Annotated in this window: 17 protein-coding genes; 4 read left to right on the top strand and 13 right to left on the bottom strand. The window is 70.0% G+C overall.

The window, feature by feature from the left end; all coding sequences use genetic code 11:
* Window positions 1-257 precede the first annotated feature (257 nt).
* Window positions 258-3,563: a glycosyltransferase gene (locus ACWED2_RS46770; protein ID WP_449696975.1), complete on the bottom strand. Its 3,306-nt coding sequence runs from the start codon at window positions 3,561-3,563 to the stop codon at window positions 258-260.
* A gap of 308 nt (window positions 3,564-3,871) precedes the next feature.
* On the bottom strand, window positions 3,872-4,159 hold the full coding sequence (locus ACWED2_RS46765) for a WhiB family transcriptional regulator (protein WP_167385067.1): 288 nt from the start codon (window positions 4,157-4,159) through the stop codon (window positions 3,872-3,874).
* A 264-nt stretch (window positions 4,160-4,423) separates the two neighbouring features.
* On the opposite strand from ACWED2_RS46765, the gene ACWED2_RS46760 reads away from it, so the two are divergent.
* Window positions 4,424-5,185: a site-2 protease family protein gene (locus tag ACWED2_RS46760; protein ID WP_449696977.1), complete on the top strand. Its 762-nt coding sequence runs from the start codon at window positions 4,424-4,426 to the stop codon at window positions 5,183-5,185.
* 29 nt (window positions 5,186-5,214) lie between these two features.
* On the opposite strand, the gene ACWED2_RS46755 is transcribed toward ACWED2_RS46760, so the two are convergent.
* Genes ACWED2_RS46755 through mshB form a run of 3 tightly spaced genes read right to left on the bottom strand, consistent with a single transcriptional unit; the run spans window position 5,215 to window position 7,236 of the window.
* A complete protein-coding gene (locus ACWED2_RS46755; RefSeq protein ID WP_449696974.1) occupies window positions 5,215-6,012 on the bottom strand; it encodes a hypothetical protein in 798 nt (265 codons plus the stop codon).
* Window positions 6,005-6,397, bottom strand: a complete 393-nt coding sequence (locus ACWED2_RS46750; protein ID WP_449696973.1) for a hypothetical protein — start codon at window positions 6,395-6,397, stop codon at window positions 6,005-6,007. Before ACWED2_RS46750 ends, ACWED2_RS46755 begins: the two co-directional genes overlap by 8 nt.
* A complete protein-coding gene (gene mshB / locus ACWED2_RS46745) occupies window positions 6,394-7,236 on the bottom strand; it encodes an N-acetyl-1-D-myo-inositol-2-amino-2-deoxy-alpha-D-glucopyranoside deacetylase (RefSeq protein ID WP_449696972.1) in 843 nt (280 codons plus the stop codon). The genes ACWED2_RS46750 and mshB overlap by 4 nt, the downstream gene beginning before the upstream one ends.
* A 113-nt stretch (window positions 7,237-7,349) precedes the next feature.
* Between mshB and ACWED2_RS46740 the strand changes: the two genes are divergently transcribed.
* Entirely contained in the window at window positions 7,350-9,131 is a 1,782-nt protein-coding gene (locus tag ACWED2_RS46740) for an ABC transporter ATP-binding protein (RefSeq protein WP_449696971.1), read from the top strand.
* A gap of 88 nt (window positions 9,132-9,219) precedes the next feature.
* Here ACWED2_RS46740 and ACWED2_RS46735 read toward each other — a convergent pair whose 3' ends face one another.
* The 6 genes from ACWED2_RS46735 to typA form a co-directional block, all read right to left on the bottom strand.
* On the bottom strand, window positions 9,220-10,236 hold the full coding sequence (locus ACWED2_RS46735; protein ID WP_449696970.1) for an ABC transporter permease: 1,017 nt from the start codon (window positions 10,234-10,236) through the stop codon (window positions 9,220-9,222).
* Between the two features lie 80 nt (window positions 10,237-10,316).
* Complete coding sequence (locus ACWED2_RS46730) at window positions 10,317-11,246, bottom strand: ABC transporter permease (protein ID WP_449696969.1); 930 nt, start codon at window positions 11,244-11,246, stop codon at window positions 10,317-10,319.
* A complete protein-coding gene (locus ACWED2_RS46725; protein WP_449696968.1) occupies window positions 11,239-12,255 on the bottom strand; it encodes an ABC transporter permease in 1,017 nt (338 codons plus the stop codon). Before ACWED2_RS46725 ends, ACWED2_RS46730 begins: the two co-directional genes overlap by 8 nt.
* Before the next feature lie 186 nt (window positions 12,256-12,441).
* Window positions 12,442-14,253, bottom strand: a complete 1,812-nt coding sequence (locus ACWED2_RS46720; protein WP_449696967.1) for an ABC transporter family substrate-binding protein — start codon at window positions 14,251-14,253, stop codon at window positions 12,442-12,444.
* Window positions 14,254-14,543: 290 nt separating this feature from the next.
* Window positions 14,544-16,280: an ABC transporter family substrate-binding protein gene (locus ACWED2_RS46715; RefSeq protein WP_449696976.1), complete on the bottom strand. Its 1,737-nt coding sequence runs from the start codon at window positions 16,278-16,280 to the stop codon at window positions 14,544-14,546.
* A gap of 377 nt (window positions 16,281-16,657) precedes the next feature.
* The gene (gene typA / locus ACWED2_RS46710) at window positions 16,658-18,583 is read right to left on the bottom strand and encodes a translational GTPase TypA (RefSeq protein WP_449696966.1); all 1,926 of its coding nucleotides are present in this window, start codon (window positions 18,581-18,583) and stop codon (window positions 16,658-16,660) included.
* Between the two features lie 194 nt (window positions 18,584-18,777).
* On the opposite strand from typA, the gene ACWED2_RS46705 reads away from it, so the two are divergent.
* A complete protein-coding gene (locus tag ACWED2_RS46705; RefSeq protein ID WP_167455137.1) occupies window positions 18,778-18,927 on the top strand; it encodes a hypothetical protein in 150 nt (49 codons plus the stop codon).
* On the opposite strand, the gene ACWED2_RS46700 is transcribed toward ACWED2_RS46705, so the two are convergent.
* Entirely contained in the window at window positions 18,924-19,223 is a 300-nt protein-coding gene (locus tag ACWED2_RS46700; RefSeq protein ID WP_449696965.1) for a YciI family protein, read from the bottom strand. The genes ACWED2_RS46705 and ACWED2_RS46700 overlap by 4 nt on opposite strands.
* A 218-nt stretch (window positions 19,224-19,441) precedes the next feature.
* Between ACWED2_RS46700 and trpS the strand changes: the two genes are divergently transcribed.
* Complete coding sequence (trpS, locus tag ACWED2_RS46695; RefSeq protein WP_449696964.1) at window positions 19,442-20,407, top strand: tryptophan--tRNA ligase; 966 nt, start codon at window positions 19,442-19,444, stop codon at window positions 20,405-20,407.
* Here the strand turns inward: trpS and ACWED2_RS46690 are convergent.
* The gene (locus ACWED2_RS46690; protein ID WP_449696963.1) at window positions 20,400-20,789 is read right to left on the bottom strand and encodes an NUDIX domain-containing protein; all 390 of its coding nucleotides are present in this window, start codon (window positions 20,787-20,789) and stop codon (window positions 20,400-20,402) included. The two genes, trpS and ACWED2_RS46690, sit on opposite strands and share 8 nt — an antisense overlap.
* Window positions 20,790-20,913: the final 124 nt, after the last annotated feature.

Here is a 20,913-nt window from a genome sequence, read left to right as displayed (position 1 = left end):
CTACCGCGGCCAAAGCAAAGACAGAACAAGCCCGGACCTTCTACCGCGGCAAAAAGACAAAAGAATGTCCTCGCCGGACGGCAGGCTCCGGGATGGCCACAACTACCGCTGTCTCCTCGGCTTCAGGAGGTGCGCCGCTGGGTGGTCATCCCGTCGCCTGAACGAGGCCTATCACTTTGAGCCGGGCCCGCAAGCCCGCGTCGTCTGGTCCCGTTGCGCCGTCGGTTGCGGGCCCGGCTCAAAGTGATTTCACGGCCTCAGGCGACGGGATGACCACCAAGCTCCTTCTTTGGGGTTGAGCCCTGGGGGCGGCTGCGGGGTGGGACCGCCGTCAGCAGGGTGAACAGGACCGCCGCCAGCTGGGCCAATAGCAGGAGGTTGTGTTCCGTTCCCGGGTACTCCGCCGTCACCTCCGATGACGTCGGTGGCACCGACACCGCCACCTGGTGGCCCCATGCCGGGACGATCGGCACCGGCTTGCCGCCCACCGATGCCTTCCAGCCCGCCTCCTGCTCCGCCGCCAGCACCAGGAGCCGACCCGTTGGGCCGTCCGACACCCGCACGCGGACGTCCGGGAGGTCCGCGCGGACCGGTGCCACGCCCGGCGAATTCCCGGGCGCGCCGCCGCCCGTGACCGCCGCCTTCGCCTGCTCCGGCGAGATCAAGATCACCTGGCCCGCCGGCGGCAACAGCCGCAGCACTCCGCGGCCGTCGGAGGTCGGTGCGGCCACCGAGAGCAGGTCCTTCGCCAGCGGCAGGTACGCCTGGGGGTCCACGCCAGGTGGGAGCACCACGAACTGGACGCCCGCGGCCGCGGCCGCCGCGATCGTGCCCTGGACCGCCGCCGCGTCGCCCTGGCCGAGGTTGGTGCGCCAAAGCGTCAGGCGGGCCGGGGTGCCGGGGGTCGGGGCGAGCTCGTCGTCGCCGTAGTGCGGGAGGCGGCCGCCGATCTGGCGGGTGGCGTCCGGGGCCAGGTCGAGCAGCGACCGGCCGGACGCCGCCAGCTCGGCCGCGACCTCCGGGGCGAGCGACGGCCGCGCACCCGCCCGGAGCGGCCCCTGCGCGCCGACGGCTACCGCGCCGGCCGCCAGGGCCAGGAACACCGCTGCCCCGGCCACCGCCGTCACCTTCGGCAGCCACGTCGCCGGGACCGCCGCCGAGCCGCCGCGCTGCCACGATCCGAGCACCACCCACAGCAGTCCGGCCCCGACGATCAGCAGCGGCACGCCCACGTGGCCGTACGCCGGGGCACCGCCCTGCAAGGGCGGCAGGGTGACCAGCCGCACCAGGACCAGCCCGCCCGCGCCCAGTGCCGCGAGGGCGAGCCCACCGGCGGCGAGCTTCGTCGGCCGGACGACCACCGCCACCAGCGCCGCGGCGATCACCGCGACGCCGAGGGGCCAGGCGCCCGGCCCGCCCGGGTCGAGCCCGGCCAGATCGGTGCCGGAAACCGGTGCGGTCGCCCCGCCGAGCCCCTGCACGAGCAGCTCCGGGTGCTTCAGCAGCACGGTCGGCCACGGCAGCAGCAGCGCCAGCGGCAGCAGCACCACGATCCCGACCGACGCGATCCGGCGCGCCAGCCCGGTCGGCGCGGGCAGCACGACGAACCCGATCAGCAGCCCGGCGAGCGCGAGCCCGTGCGCCAGCGGCGAAAACGCGCCGAGCAGCGCCACCCCGAACGCCGACAGCGCGGACACGTGCAGCCAACGGGTGTCCGCGTGCACGAGCAGCCCGGCGATGCCCGCGGCCACCAACGGCAGCACGAGGTGCACCACGACGACGTCGAGCCGGCCCTGGGCCACGCCGGCGGTCGCGGCCGGCAGGAGCGCGTACGTCGCGGCGACGACCGCGCGAACCCAGCGACGTACGCGAAGCCGCCTCGTCGCCGCGTACGCGCTCAGGGCCGCGAGGGGGATGTCGCCGAGGAGGAGGATCGCCACCAGCGCGGCCGGGCCGCCGATCGGTGCGAACACCGCGCCGAGCGTGCCGAGCACCGGAACGGTGGCCGACGCGGGTGCGCCGGTGCCGCCCGCGATCGCGTGCCACGGCGTCAGGTACGACGTCCAGAGCTCGCCCAGCCCGCCGACCGGGAGCAGCTTGCCGCCGAAGAGGTCGAGGCCGAGCCGGGCGCGGTTGACGACCAGGCCGAGTGCGGTCAGCACGACGAGCAGGACCACGGGCGGCGCGAAGATCGTCGCCGCGAGCACCCGGCGGCGGTTCACCTCCACGAAGACGAGTTCCGGCTCTTCGGCTGGCGGGGTCTCTTCAGTGACGGCGTCGTCGGCCACGGGAGACGACGGGGTCTCCGGCAGCGTGACGGCGACGAGCGTGCCCGGCCGGCGCAGCCCCGACCCGCGCGAGCTGACCCCGCGCAGTGCGCCGGCGGGCAGCGCGTCCGGGCCCACCGGCCGGGTCTCGCGGGCGTCGAGGGCTTCCGGCGTCACCCACGCCGACTCGGTTTCGACGGTCTCGGGCACCCGGCCGAGCGCGACGTCGTTCTCGACGCCGCGGCGCACGAGGCCGACGACGCCGGCGCGGACGGCGTTGCGCAGCCGGGTCGCGCGGCCGGTGAAGAGCCCGCGAACCGTGCCCGGCCGCGGATTCCGCCGTCGGCGGGCGCGTGCGGCGCGCAATCCGCCGCGTCCACTGAGGAGGTACGCGGCGGCGGCGAGTTCGGCCCGCGCTTCCCCGGTGCGGCGCAGCAGGACGAAGGCCAGCGCGCGCAGGACCGCGAGCAGCGGGAGCCGGATCATGCCGAGCCAGAAGGAAAACGGCGAGCAGTTCGCCAGGAACACGCGCAGCCCGTGGGCGCGGTTGGCCGCGGACAGCGAGCCGGCCAGTGCGTCCGCCGTCCGGCGCCCGGTGGTCACGGCGCGGGCGTGGCGCACCCGCGCGAGCGGCACGGACAGGACCACGCCGCCGGCCGCGTTCGCGCGCCAGCCGAAGTCGAGATCCTCGCGCAGCAACGGGAAATCGGGGTCGAAGCCGCCGAGGGTGTCCCAGGCGTCGCGGCGCACGAGCGCGCCGGCGCTGGGCACGGCGAGCACCGCCACCGGGTCCTCGCCGGTCGTCGCGACCTGCTGGCGGTGGCCGGAGGCGTCGGTGGACAGGCCGGCTTCGACGATCAGCCGCGGATCGGTCCAGTCGAGGCCGAGTGCGCCGAGCACGGTGGCCGACGGTTCCTTCGTGGCGGTGTGGAGCAGCTGCTCGAGGCAGTCGGGCTCGGGCGCGCAGTCGTCGTGCAGCAGCCACAGCCAGGAACCGGGGTCGCCCCACCGCTCGGTGGCGTGCGCGACGGCTTCGGCGACCGCGGCCGCGAACCCGGTTTCACTCGGAAGCGTGATGACGCCGGAGAGCACGGGAGACGAATCGGTCCCGGGGTCCTCGGCGGCTTCGGCGAGCAGCCGCGGGGTCGCGTCGGTGGAGCCGGTGTCCACGGCGAGGACGTGCCGGGGCCGGACGCTGCTGCGCCGCAACGCGGAAAGCGCCAGCGGGAGCCAGTTTTCGCCGTCGTGACAGACCACAATGGCCAGAACGGGCGCGGTGCGCGAGACGGGGGGCAACGAACGCTCCAGATCAGGCGGTGAGTCGGTCCGGCCACCCTACGGCCCCGCCTCATCACCCGATGCTGAACCCACGCCGAGACTTCACCAAAGGGAAATCGCCGGTGACGCAAGCATCACCGGCGATCCGCCACGAATTCCGCAGCCGAGCGTTCACGCTCAGGCCGGGTGACGCGGGGGTCCGGGGGCTTGCCCCCGGGCGGGGTCTGGGGGTTGCACCCCCAGAGGACACGCGACGCGCGAGGATCGGTTCGCGCGTTCCGCGAACACACTTCGCCGCGAGTGCGCGCCCGCGGACACACCTCTCCCTAGACAGCTCGTTTCTTCAGCTTGCGGCGCTCCCGCTCGGACAGACCGCCCCAGATGCCGAAGCGCTCGTCGTGGGCCAGTGCGTACTCAAGGCACTCGTCCTTGACCTCGCAGCCCAGGCAGATCCGCTTGGCTTCGCGGGTGGAGCCGCCCTTCTCGGGGAAGAACGCCTCCGGGTCCGTCTGCGCGCACAGGGCGCGTTCCTGCCAATCCTGCTCTTCTTCGGTGGCATCGATGAGCTCGGTGAGATCTCCCAGAGCCTGCTCCGGGATCTCGCCCCAACCCATGACGTGCCCCCATTCCTTCCCATCGGCTTCCAACCGCACGTCCGCCTCCTCGCTCCCTAGCACTCCCCAGGCTGGCGGTGGTGAAACGACACTCGCCGTCCCCTCTCGGCGGCGAATGACATCACTGTGATTACACCCGTGTAGTGCGGTCAGGTCAAGCGGAGTAGCGAGTTCGGGGGACGTTCCGGCCCGATCGCGCAAGGGGACACGCCGGTAGCTTCACACCGGGCATACGGAAGACTGGAGCACGTGCAGAAGTCAGCAGTGCGCCCCAGCCCGGTCTTCCTAGGCATCCTCGCGCTCACCGTCGCCGGTGGCGCCATGGCCGCGTTCGGTGACATCAACACCGTTTTCGTCCGCGACCGCGACCCGCTGCTCATCGCCGGTGTGGTGATCTTCGTCGCCGCCGGCTGGGTGGCTTCGCTTTCGCTGCACGAGTTCGGGCACGCGATGGTCGCCTACCGCGGCGGGGACTACAGCGTCGCCCACAAGGGTTACCTGACGCTGGACGTGCGCAAGTACACCGATCCGGTCCTGTCGATCATCCTGCCGCTGATCTTCCTCATCATCGGCGGCATCCCGCTGCCGGGCGGCGCGGTCTGGATCAACCGCGGGGCGCTGCGCTCGCGCGGGACGTCGTCGTGGGTGTCGCTGGCCGGGCCGCTGAGCAACCTCGCGGTCGGGGCGGCGCTGGCGCTGGTGGTCGCGCTGGTCCCGATGGCGGGCGGGCTCGTGATCGCGATGTCGTACCTGGCGCTGCTGCAGGTGGTGACGTTCCTGCTCAACATCCTGCCGATCCCGGGCCTCGACGGCTGGGGCGCGATCGAGCCGTACCTGCCGCCGCGGGCGCGTGAGATCGGGGCGCAGGTCCGCCCGTGGGCGCCGATCGCCCTGTTCGCTCTCCTCTTCCTCTTCCGCCCGGCGAACGCCGCGCTGTGGGACGGTTCCTACGCCATCTTCAACGCCCTCGGCGGCTATGTGGACGGCGCGCGGATCGGCTTCAGCGTCTTCCAGTTCTGGAACTGAGGTTTGGGACGGGCACCGCGCGGGAATGATCAGCGTGGTGCCGTGGCCGGTGGCGCGTGCTCGGTCAGCCAGACGTGCGCGCGCTTCCACACGACCCGCAGCCCCGACCGCTCGCCCAGGTAGTCGCCCGCCGCCCCGACGACCGGCAGCATGCCGAGCGCCCGGTGGAACAGGTTGCCGCGCGGACGCTTCTCCAGTTCCTCGGTGATGCCCAGCAGGCCCCGGCCCAGCCGCCACAGCGTCCGGCCTGCCGCCTTCACCGTCGCCTTGCCGTGCTTCTTCTCGGACGCCCTCAGTTCCTCGGTCAGCTTCGCCGCTTCATCCGCCTCCGCGGCTTCGTCGTGCTCCGCGTGCTTGCCCGCCGCCAGCTCCGGGTCGATGTCGCGCTCGAAGAGCACCCACGCGATGAGCCGCACGCGGGTGCCGACGTCGGTCACCCCGTACTCGCCCGCGATCGCGCACAGCAGCAGCCCCTGGGACGCCGCGCCGAGGGCGTCCTGCACCGGCAGGCGGTCGGCCAGCGCGCCACCCAGGCCCGGGATCGACGTCAGCAGCGCGGTGAAGCGGCCCACCCGGTTCATCCACCAGCTGGAGCGGTCGTAGCCGGTCATCCGCGTCCACGCCGCCGTGCCCGGCACCTTCACCGCCGTGACCCCGTGGATCAGCTTCGCCTTCAGCCCGGACTCGACCTCGGCCAGGTCCTCCGAAGCCCGCGCCTGCAGGCCGAACGGATCGGACTCCCGCAGCGCGTCCAGCATCGGCCCGCACGCCCGCACGAACGGCCGCAGCACCGCCACGACGTGCTTGTCGGAGATCGCCTCACCCACGTCCCGGTCCCCTTCCCACCGGCCGGCGCGGCGCGCCGCCCAGCACCATCGCGCCCGGCAGCGCGCTCGCGCCGAGCAGCAGCAACGCCCGCCAGTCCTGGATCAGCACCAGGTCACCGCCCGGGCCCAGCAGGCCGACCCCGAACACGACGAGCACCCACACCGCCAGGGGTACCCAGGAAAGCCCGGGCCGCACCAGCTTCGCCGTGGTCCACACCAGCCAGGGCGTGGTGACGGCGCCCACGAGCACCGTCACCGGCACCGGGACCACGCCGATCCGCAGCGGCAGGAAGAACAGCTCCAGCAGGGCGAGCAGCACCGTGTCGACGGCGAGCAGGGCGAGGAGCAGCGCCTGCTCGAGCGTCAGCCGCTCGTCCACGGTCACAGCCCGCCGAACAGGTCGTCCGCCGCGCCCTCGGCCGGGCCGTGGGCCAGGACGAAGTAGTCCTTCGCCAGGATCGGCTGGGCGAGCTCGTTCGTCAGCGCGAAGTACGGGACGCCGTCGTCGATCACGGCGAGCTGTGTCGCGTGCGCACGCAGTGCCGCCAGCTTCGCCGGGACGTACGCGGCGACGTCGACCACTGTGGTGATCTCTTCGTCGGGCGTCACGGGCAGCTCGTCGTCGTCCGGGACGTCGAAGACGGTGTCGCGATCACGCAGCGCGGCCAGGCCGGCGCGCACCGCGTCCCGGGACGCGACGGTGTGGAAGACCCGCTCCACCGACTCCGCCCGCGGCGCCGCGGCCATGGTGATCTCGTGGGCCCGGATGTGGTCGGGGTGGCCGTAGCCGCCGAAGGCGTCGTAGGTGACGACGACCTGGGGCCGGAACTCGTCGATGAGCTCCGCCAGCTGCGCGGCCTGCTCCTCGACGGTGCCACCGGTGAACGCCCGCGGGTGCGACGCCGACGGGGTGCCCGCCATGCCCGAATCCCGCCAGCGGCCGATCCCGCCCAGGTACCGGTGCCGCGACACCCCCAGCGCGGCGCAGGCGGCCTTCAGCTCGGCGACGCGGTAGCCGCCCAGCTGGTCGGCGGCCCAGGCGCCCAGCCCGGCCAGCTCCGGCAGGCCGGCCATGATCTCGCCCTCTTCACCCAGTGTGCAGGTCACCACGATCACCTCGGCGCCTTCGGCGGCGTATCGTGCGATCGAGGCGCCGGTGGTGATGCTTTCGTCGTCGGGATGGGCGTGGACGAACAGCAGCCTTCGCGATACCGGGGAGATCACGGGTTGAGCGTAATTCCCGTGCTCCGACCTTCGTCGGGGACACCCTCGGTTATCCTCGCGCGAGTCGCGACCGCCGCGTCGCGATCGTCTGTACCCCCACGAAGGGCATCTTGGTGAGCACTGAAGCAACTTCGGCGGACGTCGCCGGCGTGTCCGGGTCCGTTCTGTCGATCTCGGACCTCAGCGTGTCGTTCCAGACCGAGGACGGCGTCGTCGACGCCGTCAAGGGCATCGGGTTCGACGTGCAGCCCGGCGAGATCGTCGCCGTGGTCGGGGAGTCCGGGTCCGGCAAGTCCGTCACGTCGATGTCGGTGCTGGGCCTGCTGCCCAAGACCAGCCGGATCGCCGGTGAGCTGCGCCTCGGCGAGCGCAACCTGGCGGATCTCAAAGAGAAGGAAATGCAGAAGATCCGCGGCAACCAGGTCGCGATGATCTTCCAGGAGCCGATGACGGCGCTGAACCCGGTCTACACGGTCGGCTGGCAGCTGCGCGAGGCCCTGCGTTCGCACCTCGACCTCGCCAAGGAGGCGGCCGACAAGCGCGCCGTCGAGCTCCTCGACATGGTCGGCATCCCGAACCCCGAGCTGCGGTTCAAGCAGTACCCGCACCAGCTCTCGGGCGGCCTGCGCCAGCGCGTCGTCATCGCGATGGCGATCGCGTGCGACCCGAAGGTCATCATCGCCGACGAGCCGACCACGGCGCTCGACGTCACGGTCCAGGCGGAGATCCTGGGCCTGCTGCGCAAGCTGCGGGACACCCTCGACACGGCGATCGTGCTGATCACCCACGACATGGGCGTCGTCGCCGACATGGCCGACCGCGTGATCGTGATGTACCAGGGCGAGATCGTCGAAGAGGCGCCGGTGCGCGAGCTGTTCGCGTCGCCGAAGGAGGACTACACCCGGCGGCTGCTCGCGGCGGTGCCGGTGCTCGGCCAGCGCCCCGAGGGCCGCCGCCTGCTCGACGACGCGGGCATCGACGCCGACAGCACCGAAGCGGCCAAGATCGCCGAGGAGATCCGGCTGGCCGACGCCGAGCTGGAGGCCGTGATCGAGGAGGCCGCGCCGGCCCTCGAGATCAAGAACCTGGTGCTCGAGTACCCGGGTCGCCGCGGCCAGGCCAAGAACCGCGCGGTCGACGACGTCTCGCTGACCATCGCCAAGGGCGAGATCGTCGGCCTGGTGGGCGAGTCGGGCTCGGGCAAGTCGACGGTCGGCCGCTGCGCCATCCGCCTGCTCGACCCGACCGAGGGCACGGTGTCCATCGCGGGCAAGGACATCACGAAGATGTCGGCGAAAGAGCTTCGCCCGCTTCGCCGGTACTTCTCGATCGTGTTCCAGGACCCGGCGTCGACGCTGGACCCGAAGATGACGATCGGCGAGTCCATCGCCGAGCCGATGGTGCTGCACAAGGTGCTCTCCGGCAAGGAGCTGTCGGCGCGCGTCCGGTCGCTGCTCGACAAGGTCGAGCTGGGCGGGCACTACATGAACCGCTACCCGCACGAGCTGTCCGGCGGCCAGCGCCAGCGCGTGGCCATCGCCCGGGCGCTGTCGCTCGACCCGGCCCTGCTCATCGCGGACGAGCCGACGTCGGCGCTGGACGTGTCGGTGCAGGCCCGCGTGCTGGACCTGTTCCTGGACCTGCAGCAGTCGCTGCAGTTCGCGTGCCTGTTCATCAGCCACGACCTGGCGGTGGTCGACCTGCTGGCCGACCGCGTCGCGGTGATGCAGCACGGCAAGCTGGTCGAGGTCGGCACGCGTGACCAGGTGCTGCACTCGCCGCAGCAGGAGTACACGAAGCGCCTGCTGTCGGCGGCCCCGGTCGCGGACCCGGTGCTGCAGGCACAGCGGCGCGCGGCCTGGGAGGCCGGCAAGCTGGCCCCGGTGGCCGACTGACGCACTCACGGCGAAGGGCCCGCACCCGGGTGGGGTGCGGGCCCTTCGCCGTGCCTGGAGGGGCATCACGCGTGATCAGCGGGGCATCTCAGCCGACGCGGATGCGGGGGTCGAGGATGCCGTACAGGAGGTCGGCGACCAGGTTGGCGATCACCACGCTCGCCGCGATCAGCACCAGCCAGCCCATCAGGACCTGTGGGTCGTTCTTGTTGACCGCCTCCACCAGCAGTGTGCCCATGCCGTGCCAGTTGAACACCGTTTCGGTGATGATCGCGCCCGTCACCGTGGCGCCGAAGTTGACCGAGAACAGCGTCATCACCGGGATCAGCGCGTTGCGGAACGCGTGGCGCCAGATCACGCGGCTGTTGGACACGCCCTTGGCGCGCACTGTGCGGACGTAATCGGCGCCCAGGACCTCCAGCATCGACGCCCGCTGGAAACGGCTGTAGGCGGCGAACGTGATCGCCATGATGGACAGCGTCGGCAGCAGGAACGCGCCGACGTACTTCGCGAGCGCGTCCCCCACTCCGGTGGCCGAAAGGCTCTCCGGGCTGGTCGTCCGCAGCCACGGGTCGCCCAGCACGTCGGACAGGCCCAGGTCGCGGACCCAGGTGTTGGCGCGGATCGCGTAGCCCTTGAGGACGATCGCCACGCAGAAGATGGGCATGGAGAACATCAGGAACGCCAGCGTCGTCGCCAGGTAGTCCCAGATCGAGTACTGCTTCACCGCGGCGAGGACACCCACCAGCACGCCGAAGACCAGGGCCAGCACGGACGCGGTCAGCACCAGCTCCAGCGTCACCCCGAACGCGGCCAGCACCTTCGGCTGCACCGGGGTGAAGGCGTTGCCCTGCGCGATCGAGATGCCCCAGTCGCCGGTCAGGAAGTGCCCGAGCCAGGTGAAGTAGCGGGCGAGGACGCTCTGGTCGAGGCCGAGCTTGTGCTCGGTCTCGGCGATCGCCGAGGCGCTGATCCCGGGTTTGCTGCGGAGCTCGCCCAACGGGTCGCCGGTGTTGGCGACCATGACGAAACAGAGGAACGTGCCGATGAGCAGGACCGGGATGGAGATCGCCAGCCGCCGGAGCACGTAGAGCACGAGATTCATCCGAAACCCCCAGGTTCGGTGAGCCAAGCGCGAAAACGGACGCGGGGGTGACCGGTTCCGGTCACCCCCGCGTCGCGCGTTCAGGCCTTCATTCTCCGCTGGCGCGGGTCGAAGGCGTCGCGAAGACCGTCACCGATGAAGTTGATCGTCAGTGAAATCAGCACGAGCACGACGAACGGCCCGAAGAACAGCGCCGGCCGCGTCTGCAGCTGGGCGTAGTTCTCCAGGATGACGCGGCCGAGCGAGGTGTCCGGCAGCTGGACACCGAGGCCGATGAACGACAGCGCGGCTTCCGCCAGGACGGCCTGGGCGACCGCGAGGGTCGCGTTGACCGTGATGCTGCCGACCATGTTCGGCACCAGGTGCTTGAAGATGATCCGGAACGTTCCGGCGCCCGAGGCGCGAGCCGCGTCGACGAACTCGCGCTGGGACAGCGACATCGCCTCGGCGCGGGTGATCCGCGCGATCTGCATCCAGGCGAACGCCGCCAGCACCAGCGCGACGATGTACCAGGAACCGCCGCCGAACACCTTGGCGAGGATGGCCGCCGCGGCGATCTGCGGGATGATCAGGAACAGGTCCGTCACCCGGGAGATGGCCGAGTCGGAGAACCCGCGCAGGTAGCCGGCCACCGCCCCGAGCACGACCCCGATCACGGTGGCCAGGATCGACACGGTGAGGGCGATGAGGAGCGAGTACTGCGTGCCGCGCAGCACCTGCGACACCATGTCCTTGCCGACCTGCGTCGTGCCGAGCGGGAAGTCCGCGCTGGGCTTGGCGAAGGACGGGAACGAGCTGTCCTCGTAGCTGTGCTTCCAGAACAGCGGCAGCAGGATGCTGAGCAGCACGATCAGGATCAGCACGGCGGTGGACGCCATCGCCAGCTTGTGGTGGAGGAACTTCCGCAGGACCAGCTTGCCCTGGCTGCGCGGCTCGGGCAGCGCCTCCGGCGGCAGCGTGCCTTCGGCGGCGGCGGTTTCGCTCGCGAGAAGAGAGTTCAAGTCAGCCAACGCGAATCCTCGGGTCCAGGATGCCGTACATCAGGTCGGCGATCAGGTTGGCGACGATGACACTGCTGGCGATCACCACGAGCCAACCCATCATCACCTGAGTGTCGTTCTTCGAGACGGCTTCCACCAGCAATGTGCCCATACCGTGCCAGTTGAACACGGTCTCGGTGATGATCGCGCCGGCCAGGACCGAGCCGAAGTTCACCGAGAACAGCGTCGTCACGGGAATCAGGGCGTTGCGGAACGCGTGCCGGAAGATGACCCGGCCGTTGCCGAGGCCCTTGGCGCGCGCGGTGCGCACGTAGTCGGAGTTCATCACCTCGAGCATCGAGGCCCGCTGGAACCGGCTGTACGCGGCGAAGCTGATCGCCATGATCGACAGGGTCGGCAGCAGGTACGCACCGATCGTGCTGGTGATGAAGTCGCCGACGCCGTCCGTCTTCAGCTGCTCCGGGCTGGTCGTGCGCAGCCACGGGTTGCCCAGGACGTCGGCGAGGCCGAGGTCGCGCACCCAGCCGTTGATCTCGATCGCGTAGTTCTTCAGCACGATCGCGACGCAGAAGATCGGCATCGAAAACAGCAGGAACGCGAGGGTGGTCGCGAGGTAGTCGACGATCGAGTACTGCTTCACCGCGGCCAGCACACCGACGATGATGCCGATGATCAGCGCGAGGATCTCGGCGCCGACGACCAGCTTGAGGGTGACGCCGAACGCGGCCATCACCTTGGGGGCGACCGGCGCGAGGGCGTTGCCCTGCGCGATCGAGATGCCCCAGTTCCCGCTCAGGAAGTCGCCGAGCCACGTGAAGTAGCGGGGCACGATGCCCTGGTCGAGACCGAGCTTGGCGGCCGTGGCGGCCAGCGCGTCCTTGCTGATCGTCGGGTTCTGCCGCAGCTCGCCCAGCGGGTCACCGGTGCCGGCGACCATGACGAAGCACAGGAAAGTCCCGACCAGCAGGACGGGGATCGATATCGCCAGACGGCGAAGGATGTAGATCACCAGGTTCAACGAACTGCTCCTCATCCGGGCCTGGTCGTCAGAAGTGCGCTGGACCGCTACCCGGTTGTCTACCGTAGTGGCGGTAACCCTACGGTCAACAGCTACTTCCGGTGGGTACCGGGGTCCGGCTTTTGGCCGAACCCCGGTACCCGCCAGGTCATCTGGAGCGAGGGGTTGGAAGAGGCGGGGCGAGCCCTACTTCTTCTGCTCCCACTCGCCGACGTTCCACAGAACACCGTCGTACGACTGCATGTAGACGCGGTCGATGCCCTTGAACGCCCACATGCTCGGCGTCTGGAACAGCGGCAGGGTCGCGTAGTCGTCGGCGATGGCCTTGTCGGCCTCCTGGTACTTCTGCAGCTTGACCTGCTCGTCGGTGGCCTTCACCGCGGCGTTGTAGGCGTCGTCGATCTTCGGGTCGCACAGAGACTGGTAGTTCTGCTCGCCACCCTTGTCCGGGCAGACGTAGATCGACTTGGACTCCGCCTTGAACGGCTGGGACGACCAGCCGAACAGCGCGATGTCGTAGTCACCGGTCGAGACGCGGCCACCCTTGAGGAAGTTGGCGTCGGTCTCGTTCTTGATCTCGATACCGGCCGCCTTGGCCTGCGAGATGATGATCTCGACGGTCTGGGTGCGGCGGGCGTTCTGGTTGTGCGTGATCGTGGCCGAGGCACGCACACCGTTCTTCGCGAAGATGCCGTCGGCACCCTTGACCCAGCCGGCGTCGGTCAGCGTCTTGGCCGCCGCCTCGGCACCCAGGCCCGCCTTGCTGCTGTACAGGTCGGTGTAACCGGGCTCACCCTGGAAGAACACGACGCTGTTCAGCGGCTCCGCGTCCGCCTGGACCTCCTTGAGCAGCTTGTCCGTGATCTCCTTGCGGTTGACCGACTCCATGAAGGCCTTGCGCAGGTCCTTGTCGGCGAACACGCGCTTGAAGTTCAGGTCGAGGTGCTCGTAGGTCAGCTGCGAGGCCGAACCGTAGGTCACGCCCTGCGCCGCGAGGCCCTTCATCGTCTGCGCCGCGGTGGCGTCCGGCTGGGTCGACGCCGCGACGTCGATCTCACCGTTCTGCAGCGCGGTCGCCATGGCCTTGGTGTCTTCCATGGCCTTGACGACGATCTTCGACGGGCCACCCTTGCCGCCCGCCCACAGCGGGTTGTGCTCGAGGGTGACGGCCTTCTGGTTGGCGTCGAACGCGGTGATCTTGTACGGGCCCGACGACGGCATGATGTCCGCCTTGAAGCCCTTCCACTCGTTCGACCAGAAGTCACCGGCGGCCTTGAGCTGGGCCGGGTCGCCGGTCGGGGCCAGCTTGGTGATGTCCGCGATGCCGGTCTTGGCCTCGAGGATGTGCGCGGGCATGATCGCCGGCGCGTTGAACAGGCCCTTGTAGTCGAGGTAGGGCTCGCTGTAGTCGGTGACGAAGGTCAGCGGGTCCTTGCAGGTCGCCGTCTTGATCAGCGAGTAACCGGTGGTCGACGCCGAGTTGAACGGGGTCTTGCCGTCCGGACCCTTGGCGAAGCCGCTCTGCGACAGCCACGCCAGGTACATGTCCTTGCAGTCGTACGGCTGACCGTCCGACCACTTGATGTTCGGCTTGATCTTGTACGTGACCTGCTGCGGGTCCTTCTGCGTGACGTCCCACGACTCGAAGACGTCGTTGTTCAGCAGGATCTTGTTGTTCCCGTCGAGCTTCAACGTACCGGAGAGCACACCGGCCAACACGTAGTTGTTGTACGAGCTGTTGGTGTCCGGGGTCTGGTTGTTGTACCCCGAGTACCCGTCATCGATACCGATCGTGACGGTACCGTCGTACGGCTGCGTGGACGCGAGCTTGAACAGGTCACCGGTCTCGGCCTTGCCGACAGCCATCGCCTTGACGTCGGTCGAGGATCCGTTCTGGTCCGTGTTCCCCGAGCCCGAATCACCGCTGGTGCAGGCGCTCAGCAACAGCGAGGCGCCGGCAACGAGCGACAAAGCGGAGACTGCTTTGGATCTCCTCATGAAGTGTGCCCTCCTAGCACTGAGCCCTTGAATATCGGGACAAGGACCCACACCGCTCCGGTTTGGATGGGCCGGAGCCTACGACACGCCAAGCGACACTCAACTGGCGCACTGCGGGAGCACGCTAGAAAGGAAAAGCACCGACAGTCACCAGTTCCGGGTCGATCGTGACCAAAGGGTGACTTCCAGTCGACTTCCAGAAATACGGCGGTTACCTCATGGATTCACAGCGTCCCACTCGAAGGCGTTGGTAAAGATCACCCGGTAGTACTGAATGCGTAGCCAACCGATTACTTCGGGCCGCGAGTCCAGTTCACCGCCGACCCGAACGGGCCCACCATGGGGGGACCGGGCGTGACGCCGGAGATGCCCGATCCGATCGCCAGGGTGTCAGCCAATTGGAACAGCGGAATCACCACGTTCTGACGCCAAAGTTCAGGCTCAAGGGTGGTGAGCGCTTCGGTGACCGAGGTCGATCCGGACAGCGCGGCGTCGATCGACGGCTGCAGCGCCGGGTCGCAGAAGCCGGCCGAGTTGCCCGGGACGACGGGCTTGGTCTTGTCCACGCCCGCGGCCGTCTGCTCCGGGCGGCAGCCGAAGGCCGACGCGAGGACCGACGCGGTGTCGCCGCCCGCCGCCTGCGGGACGACGGCGATGTCGATCCCGACGTTGCCCGCCGTGTCGCCGGTCGGCTGCTGGACGCCGCCCACGACCGGCATCGCCAGCAGGCCGCTGAACAGGTCGCGCGGCGGCGGTGTGATCGCGTTGACCTCGATGCCCTGCGCGGCGAGCTGGCCGCTGAGCTCCTTGGCGATCGTCGCGTACGGCTCCTGGGCCATCGGTGAGGCGATGACCAGCGAGAGCGCCTTGCCGTTCTTGCGCCAGGTGCCCGCGGTCTTGGTGTAGCCGGCCGCCTTCAGGGACTCTTCGCCCTTGGCGACGTCGGGCGCGGTGGGCGGGCCGGGCGGGATGGTCGCCGCGTAGCCCTTCACCGACGGTGCGGTCACCTGGGCGTCGGCGTGCAGCGTCGACGACGGGCCGCCGTTGACGCCCTCGCTGATCAGCTTGGTGCGGTCGATCAGCGCGGCGATGCCGGCCCGGACCTGGGCGTCCTGCAGGGTCGCGCTGACCGGGCGCAGCAGCACGTCGGCGACGAGCGGGCGGGCCACCGTGTGCAGCCGCACCGAGGAGCCGAGCTCGCCGAGCAGCTTGAGCTCGGCGCCGTTCGTCCGCGCCAGCGCGAACTGGTCGTTGCCGCTGCGCAGCGCGGCCAGCAGCGTGTTCTGGTCCGACCGGCGGAGCACGATGCGGTCGATCGCGGCGGGCTTCTCCCAGTAGCGCTCGTTGCGCTCGAGGATCACCTCGCCACGGGCGGTGTCCAGGCTCTTGATCGAGAACGGGCCGGCGACGGCCGGGAAGTTCGACGCGAGCGCCCCGCGCCATCCATCGGGCGCGTCCTTGAGCAGGTGGGCGGGCAGCAGGTCGGAGAACAGCGTCTGCCAGCCCGGGTACGGCTTGGCGAAGGTGACCTCGACGCGCTTGCCGCCTTCGCGGGACTGCAGGTCGGTGATCTGCCGGTAGCCGGCGGGCTCGATCACGCCGGGCTGATCGCGCAGCTGGGTGCGCAGGTAGTCGAAATCCTCGGCGGCGATGGGCGCGCCGTCGGACCAGGAGGCGTCCGGCCGGATCTCGTAGGCCACCACGAACGGCTGCTGCGAGATCACCTCGGCGGACTTCATCAGGTTCTTGTCGAGCTGGGTGGTGCCGTCGTCCTTCTGGCGGAACACCGAGGGCAGCAGCAGCTGCGAGAGCGCGGACGTCACCTGGGACGAGTCCGCGAGGTTGTGCGGGTTGTACCCGCCGAGCACGTCGTCGACGCCGACGACGATCTGCGACGGCGTCTTGCCGGTGGTCGAGACCGGCGCGACCGACGACGACACGACCGGGGGTGGCGGGGTGTTGGAGCAGGCGGTGAGCAGCACGGCCGCGAGTGCCGCCACCGGCACCGCCTTGCGATTCACCCGCACGCCCCGTTCCTCCCAGTTGTCCCCGATCGGGTCAGCCATGCTCCCACGGCCGCCGTCCTCGCCGGAACCGAGATTCCCATACCCGGATCGGACAGCTTCGCCGCCCCAAGGTGGGCGCTACCGGAAGGACGCGCGGAACACCGTCCGGGTTCCCGGACCGTTCCGGAACGGCGGAACGAACACGGGCCGGACACGAAAACGGTTCACGCCGGTGGTCGGCGCCAGGCGATGAAGCCGTCGCGACCCCTATAAAGATATGAGGAGAAGAACGGCGGAATTCCTGACGCTGGGTTCGCCACCGACCGACCCAGCGTAAGGGAACGGGCACGAAAAAACCTCCCGGCGACACACACCGGGAGGTTTTTCCGAAGCCGGGGTCAGCCGTTGTCGCGGCTCTTGGCGCGCGAACGCTCCTTCGCGCGGGTGTTGACGTCCAGGGTGACCTTGCGAACCCGGACGACCTCGGGCGCGACCTCGACGCACTCGTCGACCGAGCAGAATTCCAGGGCCTCTTCCAGGCCCATCTTGCGCGGGCGGGCCAGCGTCTCCATCACGTCGGCGGAGGACTGACGCATGTTCGTCAGCTTCTTCTCCTTGGTGATGTTGATGTCGAGGTCCTCGAAGCGCGGGTTCTCGCCGACGACCATGCCCTCGTAGACGTCCGCGCCCGGCTCGACGAAGAACGTGCCGCGGTCGGCGAGCTGGATCATCGCGTACGCGGTGACCGGGCCCGACCGGTCGGCGACCAGCGAGCCGCTGTGCCGGGTGCGGATCTCGCCCGCCCACGGGAAGTAGCCCTCGAACACGTGGTTCGCGATGCCGGTGCCGCGGGTCTCGGTGAGGAAGTCGGTGCGGAAGCTGATCAGGCCGCGCGACGGGAGCACGTACTCCAGCTTGATCCGGCCGGTGCCGTTGCCGCTCATGTCCTCCATGCGGCCCTTGCGGGCGGCCAGGAGCTGGGTGATCGCGCCGAGGTGCTCCTCCGGCGAGTCGATGTAGAGGCGCTCGAACGGCTCGTGGAGCTTGCCGTCGATCGTGCGCAGGACCACCTGCGGCTTGCCGACGGTCAGCTCGAAGCCCTCGCGGCGCATCTGCTCGACGAGGATGGCCAGCGCCAGCTCGCCACGGCCCTGGACCTCCCAGGTGTCCGGGCGCTCGGTCGGCAGGACGCGGATCGAGACGTTGCCGATCAGCTCCTGGTCGAGGCGGGCCTTGACCAGCCGCGCGGTGACCTTGTCGCCGCCGTTGCGCCCGGCCAGCGGCGAGGTGTTGACGCCGATGGTCATCGAGATCGCGGGCTCGTCGACGGTGATCCGGGGCAGCGCCACCGGGTTGTCGGAGTCGGCGAGCGTGTCACCGATGGTGATGTCCGGGATGCCCGCGATGGCGACGAGCTCGCCCGCGCTGGCCTCGGTCGCCGGGACGCGGGTGAGCGCCTCGGTGACCAGCAGCTCGGAGATGCGGACGTTCTGCGTGGTGCCGTCCGCGCGCATCCAGGCCACGGTCTGGCCCTTGCGCAGCTTGCCGGCGTGGATGCGGATCAGCGCGATGCGGCCGAGGAAGTTGGACGCGTCGAGGTTGGTGACCAGCGCCTGCAGCGGCGCGTCGAGGTCGGCGGCGGGCGGCGGCACGTGGCGCAGCAGCGTGTCGAACAGCGGGTCGAGGTTCTCGCTGTCGGGGATGTCCCCGTCGGCGGGCTGCTCCAGGCTGGCCTTGCCGGCGCGCGCGGAGGCGTAGACGACCGGGAGGTCGAGGATCGCGTCGTGGTCGGCGTCTTCGATGTCGCTGGCCAGCTCGAGCAGCAGGTCGTGGGTCTCCTCGACGACCTCGGCGATCCGGGCGTCCGGGCGGTCGGTCTTGTTGACCAGCAGGATCACCGGCAGGCCGGCTTCGAGGGTCTTGCGGAGCACGAACCGGGTCTGCGGGAGCGGGCCCTCGGACGCGTCGACCAGCAGCACGACGCCGTCGACCATGGCCAGGCCGCGCTCGACCTCGCCGCCGAAGTCGGCGTGGCCGGGGGTGTCGATGACGTTGATCGTCACCTGGCCCTCGGGGGTCTGGCGGTGGATCGAGGTGTTCTTCGCGAGGATCGTGATGCCCTTTTCGCGCTCCAGCTCACCCGAGTCCATCACGCGGTCGACGACCTCGGCGCGCTCGGCGAAGGCGCCGGACTGGCGGAGCATCGCGTCCACCAGCGTGGTCTTGCCGTGGTCGACGTGGGCGACGATCGCGACGTTGCGCAGGTCGGGCCGGGTCTTACCGGTCGGCCGGCCGGTTTCGACGGTAGCGCTGGCTGCGGGCACGCGAGAACTCCTGAACTTCAAGGGTTGGATGGCCGCGCACACCGTTCAGGCATCCCGTGACCGGCTCTGGTCACACGCGGACCTCACCCAGGATACCTGCCACCCCATTGTGAGCGGCCCCACGCCCCCATGACGGTTAGGCTGACCTAACGTGGAAACCCGGTGACGGTCGCCGATCCGGAAGGTGCGTGCGCGTGGGCAAGAAGCCGAAGGACCCGCGGAAGGTCGTGCGCAAGCTGATGAAGGCCGGCAAGGTCAAGAAGAAGTGCTGCCGGTCGAAGCCGCGCTGCAAGAAGTGCCCGGTATTGGCTCTGAAGAAGGCGAAGCTGGACCTGGCCGCCTAGTGCGTGACGGCCTCGTTGACCAGCCGGAGTTCCGGCGCGGTCTTCGTCGGCGAGAACTCGATGACCTCGTACTGCGCGAGGTGCTTCACGCAGAACGGGTCGGACGCCAGGATGGCGTCGAGCTTCCCGCGGGACATCGGCCGCGTGATGATCACGCCGCCGGTGCGCGGGTTCCGCCGCCCGGAAGCCAGGAAGTGGCCGTGCTCGTACTGCTTGTTCAGCCACTCGGCGTGGTCCGGGAGCGCGTAGTCGATTTCCTCGATCGGGGCCGTGTAGTTCAGCAGGACGACATACATGGTTAAACGGTAGACCCGCTCGGCCGATCGCGCGTCCGGACGATACCGAGTGGTGACGGTCCTCGGCTATGCTCGAGGTATGCACGCGCAGACGTCCAGCTGGTGGCCGCCCTCGGCGGCCTGCTGACCCTGCGCTGAACCAGCCAGTGGCCGCCCCGGACGGGCGGCCTTTTTCGTGCCTTCTCCGGGGTGGCCCCGACCCCGAGAAGGAAGACACGATGAGCAAGCTGTCCGGCATCACGCCCTCCGGCCACGTCCACCTCGGCAACTACCTCGGTGCGGTCCGCCGCTGGGCTCGTGAGGGCGGCGCGGACGACCTGTACTTCGTCGCCGACCTGCACGGCATGACGACGCCGCACAACCCGGCGAAACTCCGATCACTGGCCCGTGAACAGCTGGCGGTGCTGATCGCCGCCGGCATCGATCCCGAGCGGGTGTTCGTCCAGTCCGACCTGGCCCGCGAGCTCGGCGCGCTGACCTGGGTCCTGGAGTGCACCTGCAACTACGGCGAAGCGGCGCGGATGATCCAGTTCAAGGAGAAGTCCAAAGGTCAGGCCGGGGTGCGGTTGTCGTTGCTGACGTACCCGGCGCTGATGGCCGCGGACATCCTGCTCCAGGGTGCGGACGAGGTCCCGGTCGGCGAGGACCAGCGCCAGCACGTCGAGCTGACGCGGACGCTGGCCAAGCGCTTCAACGGCACGTACGGCGACGTGTTCACCGTCCCCCGCGCGGTGCTGCCGCCGGCCGGCGCGCGGGTGAAGGACCTGGCCGACCCGACGCGCAAGATGTCGAAGTCGGCCCGGGACGCGGTGGGCGTGGTGTTCGTGCTCGACGAGCCGGACCAGATCCGCCGCAAGATCCGCCGCGCGGTCACCGACGGCGGTTCGGTGCCGGTCCACGCCCCGGAGACCCGGCCGGGGATGGCGAACCTGCTGGAGATCCTCGCCGCCTGCCGGGGCGGGTCGCCGGCCGACCTCGCCGACGAGTTCACGTCGTACGGCGCGGTGAAGGACGCCGTCGCCGACGCGGTGGTCGAGGAGCTGCGGCCCCTGCGCTCGCGGGCGTCGGCACTGCTCGACGACGTCGCCGAGCTGGATCGCGTGCGAAAGGCGGGCGCCGAACGCGCCCGCGAGCGCGGCTCGCACCGGCTGGACGCGGCCCTGCGGATGATCGGGGCTAACTGAGCAGCGCGCGGAAGGCGGGCAGCAGGATCCGGTCCGCGGGCAGCCAGTCGACGTCGTCGAGGTCGTCGGGCCCGAGCCACCGCACGGCTCGGTGCTCGACGGCCCGCGGCTCTTCCCCGGGCGAAACCAGCGTCGCGGCGTAGATGCGGAGCACCTTCTCGCCGGGCAGCGGGACGTCTTCCCCGACCCGGCGGCCGACCTCGACGACGACGTCGAGCTCCTCGCTGCACTCGCGGGCCAGCGCAAAGGCCTCGGACTCCCCCGCCTCGACCCGGCCACCGGGCAGTTCCCACTGCCCGGCGTGCTTGGGCGGCCAAGCCCGCTGCTGGGCCAGCAGCTTGCCGTCCCGCACCAGGGCGGCTCCCACGATCACAGCGTTCACAGTCCCGGAACTTACCCGGAAGCCCCACCCGAACCCGGTCGTGAGTGGTAATTCGGGTCAGCATCTCGGCCTTGCCGAGGAACAGCACCCCGCGGGGGGCGAGGGCGAAGTGGAACCGCTCGAG

The organism is Amycolatopsis sp. NPDC005003 (assembly GCF_053600695.1).
The sequence above is the reverse complement of the archived record's forward strand: the minus strand, read 5'-3'. Positions and strand labels throughout refer to the sequence as shown.

What these genes read in the sequence shown, in the direction of transcription:
- ACWED2_RS46765 (WP_167385067.1), bottom strand. Translation starts at nt 4,159, where the DNA reads ATGGGTTGGGGCGAGATCCCGGAGCAGGCTCTGGGAGATCTCACCGAG.
- ACWED2_RS46735 (WP_449696970.1), bottom strand. Translation starts at nt 10,236, where the DNA reads ATGAATCTCGTGCTCTACGTGCTCCGGCGGCTGGCGATCTCCATCCCG.
- ACWED2_RS46720 (WP_449696967.1), bottom strand. Translation starts at nt 14,253, where the DNA reads ATGAGGAGATCCAAAGCAGTCTCCGCTTTGTCGCTCGTTGCCGGCGCC.
- ACWED2_RS46700 (WP_449696965.1), bottom strand. Translation starts at nt 19,223, where the DNA reads ATGTATGTCGTCCTGCTGAACTACACGGCCCCGATCGAGGAAATCGAC.
- trpS (WP_449696964.1), top strand. Translation starts at nt 19,442, where the DNA reads ATGAGCAAGCTGTCCGGCATCACGCCCTCCGGCCACGTCCACCTCGGC.